Source organism: Hydrogenophaga sp. Root209 (genome assembly GCF_001428625.1).
In the GTDB taxonomy this organism is placed as follows: Bacteria; Pseudomonadota; Gammaproteobacteria; order Burkholderiales; family Burkholderiaceae_C; genus Hydrogenophaga.
The window spans coordinates 162856-182292 of sequence record NZ_LMIE01000012.1 but is presented as its reverse complement, the minus strand read 5'-3'; the positions used below and the strand labels follow the sequence as shown (position 1 = coordinate 182292).

Sequence of the window (19437 nt, the reverse complement as noted above, 5' to 3'; positions counted from 1 at the left end):
CGAATCTCTCTCAGGCGCCGAGTCGGGCAAGCTGCTCCCGCATCTTCTCCAGCGTCGCTGTGAAGTCGGCCACGCGTTTTCTTTCCTGATCGATCACCGCGGGTGGCGCCTTGGCCACGAAGGCTTCGTTGGACAGCTTGGCCGTGGCCTTGGTGATCTCGCCTTCCAGCCGCGCGGCCTCTTTGCCCAGCCGAAGCTTTTCAGCCGCAACATCGATTTCCATGAACAGGCACAGGCGGGCCTCGCCGACCACGGCCACCGGAGCGGCTTGTGCAGCTGCCGCCCAAGCAGCCTCGTCGGTGAATACTTTCACCTCGTTCAGCTTGGCCAGGCCTTGCAGCACCGGGCCCATGGACTGCATGTAGGCGGTGTCACCCAGCACGTACAGCGGCAGGCGCGTTGCCGGTGAGACGCTCATCTCGCCGCGCAGGTTGCGGCAGGCGTCGACCAGAGCCTTGAGCTTGGTGACGTGGGCAATCGACGCCTCGTCGATCTTGTTGAGCTGGGCCTGCGGGTAACGCGCGATGCTCACCGACTCACCGGGCAGACCGGCCACGGGCGCGACCTTCTGCCACAGCTCTTCGGTGATGAAGGGGATCACCGGGTGCGCCAGGCGCAGGATGGCTTCGAGCGTGCGGATGAGCGTGCGGCGGGTGGCGCGCTGTTGTGATGCGTCGCCGATCTGGATCTGCACCTTGGCGATCTCCAGGTACCAGTCGCAGAACTCGTTCCAGACGAAGTCGTAGATCGTGTTGGCGACGTTGTCCAGCCGGTATTCGGCGAAGCCCTTGGCCACCTCGGCTTCGGTTTTCTGCAGCAGTGAGGAGATCCAGCGGTCGGCCTGGCTGAAGCTGAGGTAGCCGTGGAAGGGTTGTCCCACCGCGCACTCGGCCTTGGTGTGGTCTTCCAGGCCGCAATCCTGACCCTCGCAGTTCATGAGCGTGAAGCGCGTGGCGTTCCAGAGCTTGTTGCAGAAGTTGCGGTAGCCCTCGCAGCGCTTGCTGTCGAAGTTGATGCTGCGGCCCAGCGAGGCCAGCGCGGCGAAGGTGAAGCGCAGCGCGTCCGCGCCGTAGGCTGGAATGCCGTCGGGGAATTCCTTTTCGGTCTGCTTGCGCACCTTGGGCGCGGTCTCGGGCTTGCGCAGGCCGGTGGTGCGTTTCTCCAGCAGGGGCGCGAGCGAGATGCCGTCGATCAGGTCCACCGGATCGAGCACGTTGCCTTCGCTCTTGCTCATCTTGTGGCCCTGCGCGTCGCGCACCAGGCCGTGGATGTAGACGTGCTTGAACGGCACGCGGCCGGTGAAGTGGGTCGTCATCATGATCATCCGGGCGACCCAGAAGAAGATGATGTCGTAGCCGGTGACCAGCACGGTGCTGGGCAGGTAGAGGTTGAAGTCGTCGGTGGCGCCGTCCTTCTGGTTCGGCCAGCCCATGGTGCTGAATGGGACCAGGGCCGAGGAGTACCAGGTGTCGAGCACGTCGGGGTCGCGCGTGAGCGTCTGGCCCGGGGCTTTCGCCTGCGCTTCGGCTTCGTTGCGCGCCACGATCACCTTGCCCGCTTCGTCGTACCAGGCCGGGATCTGGTGCCCCCACCAGAGCTGGCGCGAGATGCACCAGTCCTGGATGTTGTTCATCCACTGGTTGTAGGTGTTGACCCAGTTCTCGGGCACGAATTTCACCTCGCCCGACTGCACGGCCGCGATGGCCTTGTCGGCGATGGAGGTCCCGCTGGTGTTCTGCGCGTTGCCTTTGGATTGCATGGCCACGAACCACTGGTCGGTGAGCATGGGTTCAATGACCTGGCCGGTGCGGGCGCAGCGCGGCACCATGAGCTTGTGCTTTTTGGTCTCCACCAGCAGGCCGGCGGCTTCCAGGTCGGCCACCACGGCCTTGCGGGCCACGAAGCGGTCCATGCCGCGGTACTTCGCGGGCGCGTTGTCGTTGATGGTGGCATCCAGCGTGAGCACGCCGATGATGGGCAGGCCGTGGCGCTGGCCCACCGCGTAGTCGTTGGTGTCGTGCGCGGGCGTGACCTTCACCACGCCGGTGCCGAAGGCCCGGTCCACGTAGGTGTCGGCGATCACCGGGATGTCGCGGTCACACAGCGGCAACTTCACCGTTTTGCCGATGAGATGGGTGTAGCGCTCGTCTTCGGGATGCACCATCACCGCCACGTCGCCCAGCAGGGTTTCGGGGCGGGTGGTGGCCACGGTCAGCGAGCCGCTGCCATCCGACAGGGGATAGGCGATGTGCCACAGCGAGCCTTCTTCTTCCTCGCTCTCCACTTCGAGGTCGGACACGGCGGTCTTGAGCACCGGGTCCCAGTTCACCAGGCGCTTGCCGCGGTAGATCAGGCCTTGTTCGTACAGGCGCACAAAGGTCTCGGTGACCACGGTCGAGAGCTTCTCATCCATGGTGAAGTACTCGCGGCTCCAGTCCACGCTGTCGCCCATGCGGCGCATCTGCGTGGTGATGGTGTTGCCGCTTTCTTCCTTCCACTCCCACACCTTGGCGACGAAATTCTTGCGCGCCTCGGCAGGTGTCGGGCCCATGTCGTGGCGGCTGATGCCCTGCGCCTGCAGCTGGCGCTCCACCACGATCTGCGTGGCGATGCCGGCGTGGTCGGTGCCCGGTACCCAGACCGTGTTGGCGCCGGCCATGCGGTGGTAGCGCGTGAGGCTGTCCATGATGGTCTGGTTGAACGCGTGGCCCATGTGCAGCGTGCCGGTCACGTTGGGCGGTGGCAACTGGATGGCGAACGACGGTGCGTCGGCCTGGGGCGCGCCGGTGCCGCGAAAGCCCGCCACGCCGTAGCCGCGCTGTTCCCACTCGGGGCCCCAGCGGGCTTCGAGCGGAGCGGGTTCGAACGATTTGGCCAGGGATTGCAGGCCGGGTTGGTTCAGGGTGTCGGTCATGGGGCGCGCCAAAAATGGAAACGGCATCCCGCAGGATGCCGTCAGGGGAAATGGGGTTACCGCTGAATTTTATTCGACAGGCCTCTCAGACCGGGGCGGCGGGCAGTTCCCGCGCGGCGTCGATGCACGCCTTGAGCACGCTCGCCTCACCAATCTGGTTGGCCAGCAGCAGAATCAGGCGCGCATTGAGCAACTCCGAGTCTTCGCGGCTGAGGCCCGCGTGGGCATCGAGCAGTTGCTCGTAGAAGGCGTCGGCGTCCTGGAAGTGGGGGTTGGTTTTCATGGTTGGTCTCCGCGCAGGCCCAGCGATCGTTCGATCGCCCGCACCAGTTGGGCGTTGATGGTCTCTCCCGTGGCGGCCAGGTAGCCGTCGGGGCGCACCAGCGCCCAGGCGTGGCCGAACACGTGGCAGGCGCCTTGCATATGGCCCCGGGGGTCGCGCACGTGCTCGAGCGCCTGCGCGGTGCCATCAGCACCCAGCACCTGCACGCTGCGCACCGGTGCGTCCAGGCACAGCCTTCTCAGGCGCTGCAGGGCGGCGACCGGCAGGTCGCCGAACACCAGCACCAGCAGGTCGCCATGGGCCCAGTTGAGCAGGTCGTTCACGTCGCCCTGCGAGCCGTCGGCCCATTCAAACCCCACGTTCTGCACCGACTGGCCCGCGGCGCTGACCGGTGCGTAGGTGCAGGCGCGTGAGCGGGCGTACGTATTGGCCACGGCCATGCGACCGGTGTTGATGAGCGCGCGGGCAAAGGGGTGCTGTTTGGCCAGACCGATGGCTGCCTGGCGGAACAGGCGCTCGGTGCCGTCGGCCGGGCGCAGGAAGCGTGCGGTGCGGTTGGTCACGCACACGTTCTGTTGCGCGGCGTCCAGACGCTCGTCGTTGTAGCTCTCCAGCAGTGCGCCATCGGCCTTGCCGCAGAGCACGGCAGCCAGCTTCCAGGCCAGGTTGTCGGCGTCGGCCACGCCGGTGTTGCCGCCGCGCGCGCCAAACGGGCTGACCACCTTGGCCGAGTCCCCCATGAGGAAGACGCGACCGTGGCGCATGGCGTGCACGCACTCGCTGCGGTAGGCGTAGGGGCCGACCCAGACGATCTCGACCTGCACATCGGGCCCGAATTGGCGCGCCAGGCGTTCGCGCACCACGTCCTCGCGGCTCACGTATTCGGGGTCGGCGTTGGGCGCCATCTGGTAGTCGATGCGCCAGACGTCGTCGGCCATGAGGTGCTGCCAGACCGCGCGGTTTTCGTTGAAAGGCGCTTCGATCCAGGTGTGGCGTTCCTGCGGCGGGTGGGTGGAGAAGCGCACGTCGGCGATACACCAGCGGTCGTCGCCTCGGCGCGAGTCGAAGGGCACGTTGAGCCATTTGCGCAGCGGGCTGTGCGAGCCGGTGGCGTCGATCACGTGTTCGGCTTCCATGCGGTAGCTGCCGGCGGGTGTCTCCACGGTGAGTGTGGCGAAGTCGGTGTTTTGCTCGAAGGCGGTGAGGCGGTTCTGCCAGCGCAGCTCCACGGCGCCAAGCTCCTGGATGCGCTCGACCAGGAAGCCTTCGATGTAGAACTGCTGGATGTTGATGAAGGGCGGTTGCTGCGAGAGGTGGTACTGGCCTTGTTGACGGAGGTCGAAGCTGTAGACCTCGTCCTCGCCGGCGAAGGTGCGGCCCACGCTCCACTGCACGCCCTTGGCGGCGATGCGATCAAAGAGCCCCAGGCGTTCGAAGATTTCGAGTGACTTTTGCGTATAGCAGATGCCGCGCGAAGACGCGCCCTTCACGCCCACGGTGTTGTCTTCGTCGATCAGCACCGCGCGCACGCCCAGGCGGGCCAGCGAGCAGGCGAGGGTGAGGCCGGTGATGCCACCGCCCACGATCACCACGGGGTGTCGCACGAGGGTGGGGCTGTGCAGTTCAGGCGGTTCTACAAACGGGTACTCGGGCAGCTCGTAGCCTGCGCCGGCGGTGAACTCGTAGCTGTTGGTGTGTGCTGTTTCGCGGTACGTCATCGGGGACATGCATCGCTCCTTGGTTTGTCTTTCGTCGCGTTTCGTGCATCGGTTGTGTGGGGCTCAAGGGTGCATGGCGCTCTGCTCCGCGAATGTCCCCCGGCGGCTGGTGCCGCCTCCTCCTTGATTTCGCTGCGCAGAGCGCGATGACTGGGCGAATGGCGCAGCGAAATCAAGGAGGAGGTGGCCGCAGGCCACCGGGGGACATTCGCGGAGCCGTTCGCCCAGTCATCGCAGACCGGAGCACCGCCAAAGCCAAAAACCTCAGGCCGGAGCCCGCCCCACCACCTCAGGCCGGTCGTTTTGCTGCGGCTTCAGCGGCGCAGCCGTCTTGCCTTCGGCCCGCTCGCGCCGCCACTGCTCTTTGCGTGTATTCCACTCAGCCAGCCGCGCGTGCGCCGTCTTGCTTTCTTCGAGCATCTCGAACTCGTCGGCCAACTGCGCCGTCAACTCCAGGCGAATGCCGTTGGGATCGAAGAAGTAAATGCTCTTGAAGATGTGATGGTCCGTCACGCCCAGCACCTCGATGCCGCTGGCCTCCAGCCGCGCCTTGGTGTTCTCCAGCTCCTGTTCGGTGTTCACGCGAAAGCTGATGTGGTTGACCCATTTCGGCGTGTTCGGACTGGGCAACGCGGCCTCGTCGTCGCCCAGGTCGAAGAAGGCGATGAAGGAGCCGTCCTGCAAGCGGAAGAAGAAGTGCGTGTACGGGCAGTACTCGCCCGTGCTGGGCACGTGGTCACTCTGGATGATGTGGTACAGCGGCAGGCCCAGGATGTCTTCGTAGAAACGACGCGTTTCTTCCGCGTCCTTCGCCCGGTAGGCGTAGTGGTGCAATTGCTGGATCGGTGCCGGGGCGGGCAGGGCGACTGGGTTCATGGATGTCTCCTCAAGATCGAGTGGGATTCAACATTATGCAACTCATTTCCCTTATCGTAATGAATTGCCCTGCAAACGAGGCCAGTTTGCGGCTTTCATTCGGGGCTGTCGATGGCGGTGAGATTGGTTACCAGTTGAGCTGGGGTGATAGTCGGAAGCAATCCAGCGCATAGCCCAGAACAATTAGACGTTGCTCCCCACCAGGACTAATGTTTGCCGGTCTCTGCGGATACGGGCACAGCCCTGCACCCGTTGAGCGCTTCTTCAACCCACGCAAGGAGAACCACATGCCCGCATTGAAAGGCTCGAAAACCGAGCAATGCCTCAAGGACGCCTTTGCCGGCGAATCCCAGGCCAACCGCCGCTACCTGTACTTCGCAAACAAGGCCGACGTGGAGGGCCAGAACGATGTGGCGGCGCTGTTCCGCTCGACCGCCGAAGGCGAGACTGGCCATGCGCATGGCCATCTTGAATTCCTGGAGCAGTCCGGCGACCCCGCCACCGGCATGCCGATCGGTGCCACCCGCCTGAACCTGGCCTCCGCCGTGGCTGGTGAAACCCACGAGTACACCGACATGTACCCCGGCATGGCCAAGACCGCGCGCGAGGAAGGTTTTGACGAAGTGGCCGACTGGTTCGAGACGCTGGCCAAGGCCGAGCGCTCGCACGCCAACCGCTACACCAAGGCGCTGAACGAGCTGGTGGATTGATCTGGCCCACCCCCGCCGCGCTTCGCGCGACCCCCTCAAGGGGGCGACACCTGCGGCCTGGCGGAGCCAGTTCCGCGGTGTCCTGGAAGCTGCGCTCACTGGAGCGCAGCGTTTTCGAGAGGACTCTGCGAGCCCTCTCGAAAACCTTGTGACGTAACCTGCACCCAACGAGGATCCCATGGCCACCGAAGGCAATCTGCAGGCCCCCACGCGGCATCCGCTGGATTGGAAGAACCCCGACTTCCACGACGAAGAAGCGTGTCTCCATGAAATGGAGCGCATCTTCGACATCTGCCACGGTTGCCGCCGCTGCGTGAGCCTTTGCGGGGCCTTTCCCACGCTGTTCGACCTGGTCGACGAGAGCAAGACCATGGAAGTGGACGGGGTGGACAAGCGGGACTACTGGAAGGTGGTCGACCAGTGCTACATGTGCGACCTCTGCTACATGACCAAGTGCCCGTACACCCCGCCGCACGAGTGGAACCTGGACTTCCCGCACACCATGCTGCGCGCCAAGTCCATCAAGTTCAAGAAGGGTGGGGTCGGCCTGGCCGAGAAACTCCTCGCCTCCACCGACGTGCACGGCCAGTTCGCCGGCATCCCCATCGTGGTTCAGGCCGTCAACGCGGTGAACAAGACAAAGGTGGCGCGCAACGTGCTGGAAAGCGTGGCCGGTGTCGACAAGAACGCCTGGTTGCCTGACCTCGCCACCAGGCGGTTCCGCTCCGGTACACCCGAAGCGCGGGCCACGGTGGTCAAGGACGGCGAGAAAACGCCCGGCAAGGTCGCGATCTTTGCCACCTGTTACATCAACTACAACGAACCCGGCATTGGACTGGACCTGCTCAAGATCCTGGACCACAACGAGATCCCGTACGTGATCGTGGAGAAGGAAAAATGCTGCGGCATGCCCAAGCTGGAGCTGGGCGATCTGGACGCCGTGCAGGCGAGCAAGGAGGCCAACATCCCCGTGCTCGCGAAGTACGCGAAGGACGGCTTCGCCATCCTGGCCGCGGTGCCGAGCTGCGCACTGATGTTCAAGCAGGAAATCCCGCTCATGTTCCCCGACGATGCCGACACCCAGCTGGTGAAGGAACACCTGTGGGATCCGTTCGAGTACTTCATGGCGCGCAAGCGCGACGGCTTGCTCAAGACCGAATTTCCGCAGAAGCTGGGCAACGTGAGCTACCAGATCCCCTGCCATGGTCGGGTGCAGAACATCGGGCGCAAGACCGAAGAGATGCTCAAGATGATCCCTGAGACCACCCTCAACACCATCGAGCGCTGCTCGGGCCACGCCGGCACGTTCGGCGTGAAGAAGGCCTACCACCAGACCGCGATGAAGATCGGCAAGCCGGTGTTCAAGGCCATGGCCACCATGAAGGACGGCACCAAGCCCGACTACATCAGTTCGGACTGCCCGCTGGGCGGCCACCACATCGCGCAGGGGTTTGAAGTGAATGGTCTGGGCGCGCCGGAGCTGCAGCACCCGTTGAGTCTGGTTGCCCGGGCCTATGGACTGAAATGAAGACAGCCTCCACGGCAAAATCCTGAAGGAGACTCCATGCAACTCACCGGACACATCACCGCCGACAGCCTCATGAGCCTGGAGGCCTACACCAAGTGGCGCAAGGTGCACAAACCAGACGTGATGGCGCACCGCAAGCTGCGCAGCGTGCGGCTGGGGGAACACATCAACCTGCAGTTCGAGAGCGAGACCACCATCCGCTACCAGATTCAGGAAATGCTGCGCGTCGAGAAGGTGTTCGAGGAAGAGGGCATTCAGCAGGAAATCGAGGCCTATGCGCCGCTGGTGCCCGATGGCCACAACTGGAAGGCCACGATGATGATCGAGTACACCGATGTCAACGAGCGCAAGCGCGAGCTCGCGCGCCTGATCGGTGTGGAGGACCGTTTGTTCGTCGAGGTTGAAGGGTATGCGCGCGTCTACGCCATTGCCGACGAAGACATGGACCGCGAGAACGACGTGAAGACCTCGGCGGTGCACTTCGTGCGCTTCGAATTCACGCCCTCCATGCGCGCGGCCATCCAGGCCGGGGCCGCAGTGAAGATCGGGTGCGATCACACCCACTATCCGGCGCATGTGCAGGTGTCCCCTGAAACGCTGGCCTCTCTCGCGGGCGACCTGAAGTAAACCGGTGCGGTGGCCATAATCGGGGCTTCCCTTGGGAAGCCCTTTTCATTGATTCACCGCACACCTGCGAACCTGCCTGGCGCCCCCTTCAACATGCTGTTCCTCATTTCCCCCGCCAAGGCACTCGACTATGAGACCCCGCCCCATGTGGCCGCCCACACCCAGCCGCTGTTTGTGAAGCAGGCGACCGAGCTCATCAGCGTGCTGCGTGATCAGTCGCCACTGCAGATCTCAGATCTCATGAGCTTGTCAGACTCGCTCTCGGGCCTGAATGTGGCGCGCTACCAGGCCTGGCGCCCGAAGTTCACTGCAAAGAATTCCAAGCAGGCGGTGCTGGCCTTTGACGGCGACGTGTACGGCGGGCTCGACGCGAAGACACTCGCTGAACCCGATCTCGACTGGCTGCAGCAACACCTGTGCATCCTGAGTGGCCTCTACGGCGTGCTGCGCCCGCTCGACCTCATGCAACCCTACCGGCTGGAGATGGGCACACGTCTGGCCACCGGCCGGGGCAAGAACCTCTACACGTTCTGGGGCCGCCAGATTGCCGACCACCTCAACCAGCGCGCGCAGGCCGACGTGAGCCCGGTGGTGATCAACCTGGCCAGCGAAGAGTATTTCAAGGTGGTGGACCGCAAGGTGCTGCTGCCGCGCGTGGTCACCTGCGTGTTTGAAGAGCGCAAGGCCGACGGTTACAAGGTCATCAGCTTCATGGCCAAGCGCGCGCGTGGCCTCATGGTGCGTTACGCCGTGCAGCACCGCGTCACCACGCCCGAGCAGCTCAAACATTTCGACCTGGAGGGCTACCGTTTCAACAACGCCGCCTCCGGGCCCGATCGCCTGGTGTTCCGCCGCGAGGCCAAGGCTTGAGGGGATGGTCATGAACCAGTCCGTCACCATCGAACTGCGCCAATGGATCGTGGAACAAGCCGCGGCCGGCTTCTCGCGCGAAGTCGTGATGGCGTCCATGGTGGCCTCGGGCTGGCAACAAGCGGTGGCGCTCAAGGCGCTGGCGTCCACCTGGAAGGAGCCCGTGCCGGTGCTGACCCAGCCCGCCCTGGCCGTGCGCCGCGAAGGTGCTGCGGCATTGCACCGCTTGCCCGACCTCGACCTGAGCCTCTCGCCGCGCCAGATCGACGCGGGCGACCGCATGGTGAACGTGATTGCTTCGCTGAGCCAGCCGCGTGTGGTGGTGCTGGGCAACCTGCTCAGTGCTGAAGAGTGCGATGCGCTGATCGAATCGGCGCGCCCGCAACTGGCGCGCTCGCTCACCGTGGCCACCAAGACCGGTGGCGAAGAGCTCAATCCCGACCGCACCAGCAGCGGCACGTTCTTCGCGCGCGGGCAAACGCCCGAGGTCGCGCGCATCGAGGCACGCATTGCCCGCCTGCTGAACTGGCCGGTGGAGAACGGCGAGGGCCTTCAGGTGCTGCACTACCGCCCGGGCGCCGAGTACAAGCCGCACTACGACTACTTCGACCCCGACGAACCCGGCACGCCCACCATCCTCAAGCGTGGCGGGCAACGCCTGGCGACGCTGGTGATGTACCTGAGCGAGCCCGCGCGCGGCGGCGGCACCACCTTTCCCGACGCCGGACTGGAAGTGGCCCCGGTGCGCGGCAACGCGGTGTTCTTCAACTACGACCGACCGCACCCTTCCACCCGCACGCTGCACGGTGGCGCACCGGTGATCGAGGGCGACAAATGGGTGGCGACCAAATGGCTGCGCGAACGCGAGTTCGTGTGAAGCGCCCGGCATGAACATCACCCACAACGGCCTGCGCATCGAATACGAGAGTGACGGCGATGAACACGCTCCCGCCGTGGTGCTGACCATGGGCCTTGGCATGCAGCTCACCGCCTGGCCCACCGCGCTGGTGCAATCCATCGTGCAGGCGGGCTACCGCGTGATCCGCTTCGACAACCGCGACATCGGACTCTCCAGCGAGCTGGACCACCTCGGCGTGCCCAACATCGGCTGGCAGGTCCTCCGATCCCGCCTGGGCCTGCCCGTGCGATCGCCCTACAGCCTGCAGGACATGGCGCTGGACACCATCGGCCTGCTCGATGCGCTGGGTGTTCAGCGCGCCCATCTGGTGGGTGTTTCCATGGGCGGCATGATCTCGCAGCGCATCGCCGCCACCGTGCCCGGCCGCGTGCTGAGCCTCACCAGTGTGATGAGCTCCAGCGGCGCCCCGGGCTTGCCCGGCCCGCGTGCTGAAGTGACCCGCGCCCTGCTCAAGCGCCCGCGCGGCCGCCGCCCCGAAGATGTGGCCGCCCATTCACTGAAGCTGTTCAGGTTGATCGGCAGCCCCGCCTTCCCGCAAGACATGCCCGCCTTCGAACAGCGTGTGCTGGCCGATGCGGTGCGCAGCCACCGGCCCGCCGGCGAGGCGCGGCAATTGCTCGCGGTGGTGTCCGACACGCGGCGCCACACCCTGCTGCAGGGCATCGTCTGCCCCACGCTCGTGGTGCACGGCACGGCCGACCCGCTGGTGCCCCTGGCCTGTGGACAGGACACCGCCGCGCGCATTGCAGGCGCGCGTTTTGAATCCATCGAAGGCATGGGCCACGACTGGCCTCCCGGCGTGGTCACGCTGCTGGCCAGCCACATCGTTGCGCACATCCAGACTGCACAGGTCCCGACATGAACCAGAACACCCCCGAACAATCGCAACTCGGCCAGACCTCGGCCTACGTGGATCAATACGATGCCGGCCTGCTGTTTCCCCTGCCGCGCGAGACCAAACGCCGCGAGATCGGCATCACCGGCAGCGTGCCGTTTCTCGGCGCCGATCTGTGGACCGCGTTCGAACTCAGCTGGCTGAACCCACGCGGCAAACCGCAGGTTGCCCTGGCCCACATCACCGTGCCCTGCGAGAGCACGCACATCGTGGAGAGCAAGTCGTTCAAGCTCTACCTCAACAGCTTCAACAACAGCACCTTCGCCAGCGCCGACGCGGTGCGTGACCGCATCCGTGCCGACGTGAGTGCCGCCATCTGGCACGGTGGCCCCCTGCAGTCCAGCGCGGGCGTGAAGCTGCTGTTGCCCGAGCAACTGGAGCGCGAAAAAGTGCAGGAACTCGCCGGTTTGTCGATCGACCGGCTCGATGTGGAGTGCACGCGTTACCAGCCCGCGCCCGAGCTGCTCAGCGCTGCGTTTGATGAAAAGCCGGTGGATGAAATCCTGGTGAGCCACCTGCTCAAGAGCAACTGCCTCGTGACCGGTCAGCCCGATTGGGGCAGCGTGCAGATCAGCTACAGCGGCCCACAGATCGACCAGGCAGGGCTGCTGCAGTACATCGTGAGTTTTCGCAACCACAACGAATTCCACGAGCAGTGCGTGGAGCGCATCTACATGGATGTGCTGACGCGCTGCAGGCCAACCAAGCTGGCGGTGTACGCGCGCTACACGCGCCGCGGGGGGCTGGACATCAACCCCTGGCGCACCAGCCACCCGCAGTCACCGCCGGCCAACGTGCGCACGGCGCGGCAGTGACCTGCGTCACAGCATCTTCTGGATCAGCGCGCCCTTGAACAGCACCGGCCCGGTCGGGCCGCGTTCGCTCGGCACACCGCCCTTGGGCTCCAGGCTGATGGCCAGCGCGGGGACTTCGCGCACGTCACCCACGCCCGCCGTGAGCTGCAGCAAGCGCTCCTGACCCAGCACGCCCAGTGAGCGCGGTCCGCCCGAGGGCGGCAGGGCCCAGAGTTGCAGCGACTTGTCGCTGGCTTCCTGGAAACCGCCCACGCGTTGCAAAGTCAGTTTGCCGTTCTTCGGGTCGAAGGTCACCAGCATCGAGGCACTGGCCTGGTCGTCGTTGAGCACGGCCACGTATTCGATCTGCGGCGTGGCCGAGAGCCTGGCCTGCAGTTCGTTGATCTGCGCGCCCAGGTTGTCGCGCAGGCCCACGGCCGTGACCAGTGCAAAGACCGTGGCCAGCGCGCCGGCGGCGGTGGCGCCGCGCCACAGCGCCAGGCTGCGCAGCCAGCCGCTGGCTGGCGGCTTCTCGGGTTGGGCGCGGGCGGCGGCCATGGCCTGCTGCTGGCTCTCGCCCTGCACCAGGTTTTCAATGCGTGTCCACACGGCGGGCGCGGGTTGTTGCGGTGTCTGCAGTTCGTTCATGCTGGACACGCGGCTTTGCCACACCAGGGCGGCGGCGCGCACCGGGGCTTGCTCGCGGGCCATGGCTTCAAAGCGGCGGCGTGCGCCCCCGCGCAAGGTGCCCAGCGCGTGGGCTGCGGCCAGCCGGTCGAGCAGTTCGGGGTGTTGAATGAGGTTCATGGTGTGTCCTCAGGCGAAGCGCGCCATGCAGTTGCGCAACTGGTCCAGCCCGCGGCGTATCCACGTCTTCACGGTGCCCAGGGGCAGGCTGAGCTGTTCGGCCAGCTCGCTGTGGCTGAGGTCACGCAGGTAGGCCAGGCTCACCACTTCGCGCTGGCGGTTTTCCAGCTTGGCCAGGCACTGGTGCAGCGCCCAGGCCTGCTGGCTCGCCAGAGTGGTGTCCATCGGGTTGGGAGAATTGCCTTCCATGGTGTCCGCCATCGCATCGTCGATCTCGTCGGTGAGGTGGGTGCGCTCGGCGGTGCGCCGGCGCAGATAGTCCAGCGAGCGGCTGCGCACGATCAGGCCCAGCCAGGCCATGGGTGGGCTGAGCGAGGCGCGGTAGTCGCCCGCGCTGCGCCAGATGTGCAGAAAGGTTTCCTGCAGCGCGTCTTCGGCCCATTCACTTTTGCCGACCACGCGCATGGCCAGGCCATACAGCTTCGATGAGGTCAGGTCGTAGAGGGCTTTGAGGGCGGCTTCGTCGCGCTGGGCCACGCGGTCGATCAGGGCCATCAGCAGGTCATCGGGTTGTGCGCTCATGCGGGCATTGTCGGGCACCGGCTTCCCCCATGCCCGCGCCGGGGCATGGAAGAAGGCGGGCTGGGCGTTCATGGTCGGCGCCGACGCGGTTGCACCTGCGTGGGCAGGCTCAGGGCCGTGACCGGCGAGATGTTGACCGCCACCGGCGGCGTCTCAAGGATCTGGTCGGCGTGCACCACGCGCACCTTGGCAGCGCCCTCGGGCACGCCTTGCACCGTGGCCACGCCGTTCGCGTCGGTCACCAGCGTCCAGGGCGAGTCGGTCACGAAGATGAAGCCGCGCATGGAGCCGTGCAGGTGGCAGCCCAGCTGCACCGCACCAGCCTTGGTCAGCTTCACTTCGGTGCTGGCGGGTTCCTTGCCTTCGGCCTTGCCATCGAGCCGCAGCTCAAAGCCGGACGAGGTGCCGGCATTCAACGAGGCCAGGCCCGCAGGCACGCCGCGCACATGGTGTTCCCAGGTGTCGAGGTTGGTGAAGGTCACCCTGGAGCCCACCGGCACCACGCTGGTGCCGGGCACGAACTGCATCTTCTGCTGGGTGACGACGGTCGAGAGCGGTGCCGGGGCCGCCGGCTTGGCGCCCGACGTCGGCTCGATGACCACCACCGCATCGGACAGGGGTCTGCCGTCGCGCCCGAGCACGATCACCTGCACGGTGGCGGCCTGCGCGGCCAGGGGCAACAGCGTGGCGGCGGCGATCAGCATCGCGGCGCAGTTCGGGTGTTTCATGAGTGAACTCGGTGACGTTTCAGCGAACCGTGATCACGTCGCGGTGCATCGGGGCCAGCAGCGCGAGCATCTGGTTCTGGCGCGTGAACGGAATGCCGCGCGCGTCCATGCTCTGCTGCAGCACTTCAACCAGGGCGTTGAACTGGGCACGGGTCGTGTCGCGGTCGGCGTGCGCGGTTTTCATGTCGGGGCCCTTGTAGACGCAGGGGCCGCCCGAGAGCTGGCAGAGCTGGTCGCTCAGGGACTTTGCGAAGTTGGCCAGGTTGGTGTCCTTGAACTGCTCGCCGATGCGCGGGTCGGCTTTGAGGCGAACCACGAAGTCGTCCATGAGGCTGCGGATGCCGGCCTCTTCGCCGAAGGCCTGGTAGAGGCCGGCAGCCGGTGCCACCGGGTAGGCGCTGGCGGCCGAGGGGGTGGGTTGCAGGGTCTGGGCGAGCGTGGCGCCGCTGGCGAGGGCGAGCAGGGTGAGGGCGGTGGAGGTGATGAGGTGTTTCATGTTGAGGCTCAATGGAGAAGAGTTCAGAAGGCGATCTGGGCCGAGACGTACACACCCGTCTGCTTGCGCCCACCGGTTGTGGCCGGCACGATGCGGCCCAGGTCGACGTAGGCGGCGGCAATGGACACGTTCTTGCTCGGCGCGTACGCGATGAAGATGTCTTTCCAGTCGTCGGCACGCAGGCCAGCGCCCAGGCCCGCTGCTTGGCCGGCGCGCTGCAGCTTGTTGGGCATGGCGCGGTATTCAAAGCCCACCGCCAGCTTGCTGTTGATCAGATACGCCACAGTAATTTCCGGCTGCAGTCCGTAACCGTTGTCGGCGCCGCCCAGCGTGGCGCCAAAGCCCAGCAGGCCGCCCTGGTTGGCCTTGGTCGCGCGCAGCGTGCCGTTGACCAGGATGCCTTGCGCGAGGAACAGCTTGGTCGCGCTCAAGTACACGTCGGCCCCGTGGCGCTTGGCGCCCAGTGCACTCAGCGTGCCGTCCAGCCCGGAGGACTGCAGGTTCTTGAACTGCACGCCCACGGCGATCTGCGGCATCAAGCTGTCGCTGTCCAGCACGGCGTCGCCAGCCACACGCACTTTGGCGCCCACGATGTCCTGCTTCAGGTGCAGGCCGGGCAGGCCCAGGCCGGTGCCCGTGATGCCGGTGTTGAAGTCTTGCCGGCCCACCGAGAGTTCGACGCGGTCGTGGATGCCCACCGCCACGCCATAGGCGGTGAGACCGTAGTCCCGCGTCCTGGCGCGGCTGATATAGGCCGATACGCCCACTTCGCCCTCGGTGGCCTGGCTGCCGATCACGGCCCAGGGCGAAATGCCGCCACCGGCCGCGCCTTCAATGCTGCTCACACCCCCGGTGAGCAGCAGCTTGCCGGTATCGGCACGGGCGGGAGACGTGGTCAGCAGCGCAACGGCTGCGGCAAGGGGCAGGAGTCGAATGGGGAAGGCGATGTGGATGCGCATGGTGAACGGGTCGTGGGTTGTTGACGAGCCCTCTGGATACGCAACGCCAAACAAAGTGGATTCAACCGACGTCAAACGGCAGTGGCCCGCAGCGATTGAGGGGCTTTGTGAATCCACCGGCGGTGGGGGTTGCGTATTTGACGTGACGGTTGTCACAAGGCCTGGTGCCGATGGACAGCTGATCGCCCCACCCAACCAAGGAACTCCCATGAACAACATCCAGACCCCCGACTCCCTGATTTCCATTGCATCGCGCCGCGGCTTCATGCGCAGCGGGGGTGTGCTTTCCGCTGCGGCCGTGGCCTTGCTGGCCGGTCAGGAAGTGATGGCAGCCAATCACGGCCAGAAGATGGACATGTCCAAGGACGTGAGCATCCTCAACGTGGCGCTGGGCCTGGAGCACGAAGCCATCAACGCCTACCAGCTCGGTGCCGGCAGCGGCCTGCTGCAAAAGCCGGTGCTCGACGTGGCGGTGCAGTTCCAGGGCCACCACAAGACCCACCGCGACGCTCTGATCGCCACCATCCAGAAGCTTGGCGGCAAGCCGGTGGCCGAGATGAAGCTGGAGGACTACGCCAAGTCACTCAATGCCGCATCACTCAAGAGCCAGGCCGATGTGTTGGACCTCGCCGCTCGCCTCGAGCTGGGCGCCACCAACGCCTACCTGAGCGTGATTCCGGCACTGGGTGACCGCGAGCTGGCCAAGGTGGCTGCGCGCCTGGCCGCCGACGAAACCATGCACTACACCGTGCTCACCAGCGCCCTGGGCCGTCCGCTACCGCCCGGCGCGTTCTCGTTCGGCGCCTGATCAGGCAGAGCGCTGGAAACCTTCCAGCAGGTTCACCGCGTTGGTGCCCACGGCGTCCACCGCGTAGCCGCCTTCAAACGTGAACACCGTGGGCAGCCCGGCACCGGCCAGGGCTTCGCCCACGGCAAAGTAGTCGGCGCTCTTCAAGGTGAAGCCCGAGATCGGGTCACCTTCGAAGGTGTCCAGCCCCATGGGCACCACCAGGACCGTGGCACCAAAACGCTGGACCGCTTGCAGGGCCGTGGTCAGTGTTGCGCGCCAGGTGTCAAAGCCAGTGCCACGGGGCAGCGCCAGGTTCACGTTGAAGCCCTCGCCCGCACCCGCGCCGCGCTCGTCCGCATGGCCCAGGAAGAAGGGGTACTCGGTCACCGGGTCGCCGTGGATGGAGACCGTGAGCACATCGGCTCGCTCATAGAAGATGGTCTGCGTGCCGTTGCCGTGGTGGTAGTCCACATCCAGCACCGCCACCTTCGCGTGGCCCGCATCGCGCAGCGCCTGCGCGGCGATGGCCGCGTTGTTCAGGAAGCAGTAACCGCCCAGAAAGTCGGGACCCGCATGGTGGCCCGGCGGGCGCGAGAGTGCAAACGCACTGCGTGCACCCGCTGACACGTCCCGTGCCGCCGCCAATGCACAGGCGGCGCCCCCGCGCGCGGCAGCCCAGGTGCCTGCTGTGAGCGGTGAGCCCGAATCAAAGCTGAAGAGGCCCAGGCGCGCCGCAAAGTTGGCCGGCAACACATCGTTGCGAAACCCATGGCGGTTGGACAGCGGCCACACCGAGGGCAGGGCATCGCGCTCTGCATTGGCCGGGTCCATGGCCACCCACTCCGCCCAGGCACCGCGCAGGAAGTCCACGTAACGCGCGCTGTGCACACGACCGATGGCGGCATCCAAGGCGGCGTCATCCACCTCGGGCGTTTGCAATGCGCCCAGCGGACGGCGCTGCAGCTCGGCCAACACAAAGTCCAGCCGCGCGGGCACCTCGTGGCACGGCACCATGCGGCCGCGAAACATCTCTTGCTGGCCGGCGTGGGCGGCGTGGTGGGGGTTGTGAAAGGTTTTCATGGAAGGAGATCGGATTTTGGATCGGGTATGTGCATGTTGTATCTCCAAACGCATGCAGAATGATTCGGGACCAGAAGTGCTGGAGAGTACCGCCACCTTTTTGCTTGCTGAATTTCCCAAGACACAAGCCATGTTCAAACTTGGGAGCAAGCGAGATGACCAACACACAAGCCGAGCCATAGTCCACTCATGCCGTTCTTGCCCATCCGACTCTCCCCCGGCGTCGACCTTCGGCGCTCTCTCGAAGCGCTCCCGACCAGCCAGGGCACGGACTCCGCCTTCGTGGTGGCCGGCATGGGCAGTCTTGTGCAGGCCAGCCTGCGGTACGCGGACGCGCCAGACGCAAGCATGGTCACCGGGCCGCTGGAAATTGTGAGCCTGTCCGGCAGCCTCAGCGCGGCGGGTGCCCACCTGCACATGTCGGTGGCCGATGCATCGGGCCGTGTGATCGGTGGTCACCTGGGCTACGGGAGCACCGTCAGAACCACGGCCGAGGTGCTGCTGGCGCTGCTGCCGCACGGCACGCTCACGCGCGAACACGATGCGGCAACGGGCTTCAGGGAGCTGGTTGTCAGGCCACCAAAGCCTTCTTGACAAACCCCATGGAAGTGAAGGAACCCCGATGCCCTTGTCAGGTCAAGCCGCCATGCTCCTGTCCTTCGACATTGTCGAAGAAGCGATCCCCGAACACGATGACTGGCACACCCACGAGCATTTGCCCGAGCGCCTTTCCATACCCGGCTTCCTCAGGGGAACACGCTGGGTGGCCACCTCGGGGGCGCCCAGGTTTCTCGTGCTCTACGAAGTCGAGCGCCTGGAAACGCTCGCGTCGCCCGCCTACCTGGAGCGCCTGAACAACCCCTCACCCTGGACGCAGAAGATGATGCCGAACTACCGCGGCATGACGCGCGGGCTGTGCTCCGTGGCCAGCAGCCACGGGCATGGCATGGGGCATTTTGGGTTGCTGCTTCGCTTCAAGCCGGGTCCTGGCAACGACGCATCACTCGCATCGTGGCTGAGCCAGGAGATGCTGCCCCAGCTCCCCGAGCAGCGTGGCCTGAGCAGCGTTCACCTGCTGCGCAGCGGTCTGACGCCCGAGATGACCGCTGAACAACGGATCCGGGGGGCCGACACGGGTGTGGATTGGGCCTTGCTCGTGACCGGCTATGAGCGGACTGCCGTTGCCGAACTGGCGCAGGCTCGCCTCAGCGCTGCGGAGTTGGAGCGGCACGGAGCTGTCGAGGTGGTGGGCGCGGGTTACGAGGCTGTTCATGCGCTCACCGCCCTGGATGTGGCATCCGTGTCAGGAGGCGCCATTCCATGACAAGCGCTCTGCTCATCATCGACATGCAACAAGGCCTGTGCGAAGGCGAGGGCCGCGCTTTCGAATCCGACGCGGTGATTGCGCGCATCAACAACCTTGCCGCCCAGGCCCGCAGCGCCCACGTGCCCGTGGTGTTCATCCAGCACGAGTCCACGGCTGGTTATCTGGAGCACGCCAGCCCCGCATGGCAACTTGCCGATGGCTTGCAGGTGGAGCCGGGCGATCTGCGGGTGCGCAAGACCACGCCGGACGCGTTCCTGAACACCGATCTCCAGGCGCTTCTCGATGCGCATGGTGTGAGCGAGCTGATCGTCTGCGGCATGCACACCGAATTCTGCGTGGACACGACCACCCGCCGCGCGCTCGCGCTGGGCTACCCCGTCACGCTGGTGGCCGATGCACACACCTCGGCCGGCAATGCGGTGCTCACGCCGCGCCAGGTGATCGATCACCACAACGCAACGCTGACGAACATCTCCAGCTTCGGGCCGCGCGTGCTCGCGGTGGCCAGCGCCGACTTGGCAGTCGGGGCTTGAG

21 protein-coding genes are annotated in these 19437 nt (G+C 65.6%); 11 read left to right on the top strand and 10 right to left on the bottom strand.

The window, feature by feature from the left end; genetic code table 11:
- Nucleotides 1–10: 10 nt before the first annotated feature.
- The 4 genes from ASE11_RS09615 to ASE11_RS09600 all read right to left on the bottom strand — a co-directional run bounded on the left by ASE11_RS09615 (nt 11) and on the right by ASE11_RS09600 (nt 5791).
- Nucleotides 11–2914: a valine--tRNA ligase gene (locus tag ASE11_RS09615; protein WP_056270647.1), complete on the bottom strand. Its 2904-nt coding sequence runs from the start codon at nt 2912–2914 to the stop codon at nt 11–13.
- 85 nt (nt 2915–2999) lie between these two features.
- Nucleotides 3000–3197 carry a DUF2783 domain-containing protein gene (locus ASE11_RS09610; RefSeq protein WP_056269729.1) on the bottom strand — a complete coding sequence of 66 codons (198 nt, stop codon included), beginning with the start codon at nt 3195–3197 and terminating at the stop codon, nt 3000–3002.
- Nucleotides 3194–4924: an FAD-dependent oxidoreductase gene (locus ASE11_RS09605; protein ID WP_056269725.1), complete on the bottom strand. Its 1731-nt coding sequence runs from the start codon at nt 4922–4924 to the stop codon at nt 3194–3196. The genes ASE11_RS09610 and ASE11_RS09605 overlap by 4 nt, the downstream gene beginning before the upstream one ends.
- Before the next feature lie 255 nt (nt 4925–5179).
- Nucleotides 5180–5791, bottom strand: a complete 612-nt coding sequence (locus ASE11_RS09600; RefSeq protein WP_056269721.1) for a VOC family protein — start codon at nt 5789–5791, stop codon at nt 5180–5182.
- 287 nt (nt 5792–6078) lie between these two features.
- On the opposite strand from ASE11_RS09600, the gene ASE11_RS09595 reads away from it, so the two are divergent.
- The 7 genes from ASE11_RS09595 (at nt 6079) to queF (ending at nt 12155) form a co-directional block, all read left to right on the top strand.
- Nucleotides 6079–6501 (top strand): rubrerythrin family protein, encoded by a 423-nt coding sequence (locus ASE11_RS09595; protein ID WP_056269717.1) that lies wholly within the window; start codon nt 6079–6081, stop codon nt 6499–6501.
- Nucleotides 6502–6679: 178 nt separating this feature from the next.
- Nucleotides 6680–8029, top strand: a complete 1350-nt coding sequence (locus tag ASE11_RS09590; RefSeq protein ID WP_056269714.1) for a (Fe-S)-binding protein — start codon at nt 6680–6682, stop codon at nt 8027–8029.
- Between the two features lie 36 nt (nt 8030–8065).
- Nucleotides 8066–8656: a DUF3501 family protein gene (locus tag ASE11_RS09585; protein ID WP_056269711.1), complete on the top strand. Its 591-nt coding sequence runs from the start codon at nt 8066–8068 to the stop codon at nt 8654–8656.
- A gap of 93 nt (nt 8657–8749) precedes the next feature.
- A complete protein-coding gene (yaaA, locus tag ASE11_RS09580; RefSeq protein WP_056269708.1) occupies nt 8750–9526 on the top strand; it encodes a peroxide stress protein YaaA in 777 nt (258 codons plus the stop codon).
- A 10-nt stretch (nt 9527–9536) separates the two neighbouring features.
- Entirely contained in the window at nt 9537–10403 is an 867-nt protein-coding gene (locus ASE11_RS09575; protein WP_056270644.1) for a 2OG-Fe(II) oxygenase, read from the top strand.
- Between the two features lie 10 nt (nt 10404–10413).
- Nucleotides 10414–11307 (top strand): alpha/beta fold hydrolase, encoded by an 894-nt coding sequence (locus ASE11_RS09570; RefSeq protein WP_056269704.1) that lies wholly within the window; start codon nt 10414–10416, stop codon nt 11305–11307.
- Nucleotides 11304–12155, top strand: coding sequence for an NADPH-dependent 7-cyano-7-deazaguanine reductase QueF (queF, locus tag ASE11_RS09565; RefSeq protein ID WP_056269700.1), 852 nt, complete (start codon nt 11304–11306; stop codon nt 12153–12155). The genes ASE11_RS09570 and queF overlap by 4 nt, the downstream gene beginning before the upstream one ends.
- A gap of 6 nt (nt 12156–12161) precedes the next feature.
- Here queF and ASE11_RS09560 read toward each other — a convergent pair whose 3' ends face one another.
- The 5 genes from ASE11_RS09560 to ASE11_RS09540 form a co-directional block, all read right to left on the bottom strand.
- A complete protein-coding gene (locus tag ASE11_RS09560) occupies nt 12162–12941 on the bottom strand; it encodes an anti-sigma factor domain-containing protein (protein ID WP_056269695.1) in 780 nt (259 codons plus the stop codon).
- A gap of 9 nt (nt 12942–12950) precedes the next feature.
- Nucleotides 12951–13523, bottom strand: coding sequence for an RNA polymerase sigma factor (locus ASE11_RS09555; RefSeq protein ID WP_056270641.1), 573 nt, complete (start codon nt 13521–13523; stop codon nt 12951–12953).
- Between the two features lie 68 nt (nt 13524–13591).
- Nucleotides 13592–14251 carry a plastocyanin gene (locus ASE11_RS09550; protein WP_235501241.1) on the bottom strand — a complete coding sequence of 220 codons (660 nt, stop codon included), beginning with the start codon at nt 14249–14251 and terminating at the stop codon, nt 13592–13594.
- Between the two features lie 19 nt (nt 14252–14270).
- Entirely contained in the window at nt 14271–14747 is a 477-nt protein-coding gene (locus ASE11_RS09545) for a group I truncated hemoglobin (protein WP_056269692.1), read from the bottom strand.
- A 23-nt stretch (nt 14748–14770) separates the two neighbouring features.
- The gene (locus tag ASE11_RS09540) at nt 14771–15706 is read right to left on the bottom strand and encodes a DUF3034 family protein (RefSeq protein ID WP_056270633.1); all 936 of its coding nucleotides are present in this window, start codon (nt 15704–15706) and stop codon (nt 14771–14773) included.
- A 208-nt stretch (nt 15707–15914) separates the two neighbouring features.
- On the opposite strand from ASE11_RS09540, the gene ASE11_RS09535 reads away from it, so the two are divergent.
- Nucleotides 15915–16514 carry a ferritin-like domain-containing protein gene (locus ASE11_RS09535; protein WP_056269689.1) on the top strand — a complete coding sequence of 200 codons (600 nt, stop codon included), beginning with the start codon at nt 15915–15917 and terminating at the stop codon, nt 16512–16514.
- Here ASE11_RS09535 and ASE11_RS09530 read toward each other — a convergent pair whose 3' ends face one another.
- Nucleotides 16515–17576, bottom strand: coding sequence for a histone deacetylase family protein (locus tag ASE11_RS09530; RefSeq protein ID WP_056269686.1), 1062 nt, complete (start codon nt 17574–17576; stop codon nt 16515–16517). It abuts the gene before it with no gap.
- A 189-nt stretch (nt 17577–17765) separates the two neighbouring features.
- Here ASE11_RS09530 and ASE11_RS09525 point away from each other — a divergent pair, with 189 nt between their 5' ends.
- Genes ASE11_RS09525 through ASE11_RS09515 form a run of 3 tightly spaced genes read left to right on the top strand, consistent with a single transcriptional unit; the run spans nt 17766 to nt 19436 of the window.
- The gene (locus ASE11_RS09525) at nt 17766–18170 is read left to right on the top strand and encodes a PPC domain-containing DNA-binding protein (protein WP_056269682.1); all 405 of its coding nucleotides are present in this window, start codon (nt 17766–17768) and stop codon (nt 18168–18170) included.
- 52 nt (nt 18171–18222) lie between these two features.
- Entirely contained in the window at nt 18223–18900 is a 678-nt protein-coding gene (locus tag ASE11_RS09520) for a hypothetical protein (protein ID WP_156406290.1), read from the top strand.
- Nucleotides 18897–19436 carry a cysteine hydrolase family protein gene (locus ASE11_RS09515; protein ID WP_056269674.1) on the top strand — a complete coding sequence of 180 codons (540 nt, stop codon included), beginning with the start codon at nt 18897–18899 and terminating at the stop codon, nt 19434–19436. Before ASE11_RS09520 ends, ASE11_RS09515 begins: the two co-directional genes overlap by 4 nt.
- Nucleotide 19437 lies beyond the last annotated feature (1 nt).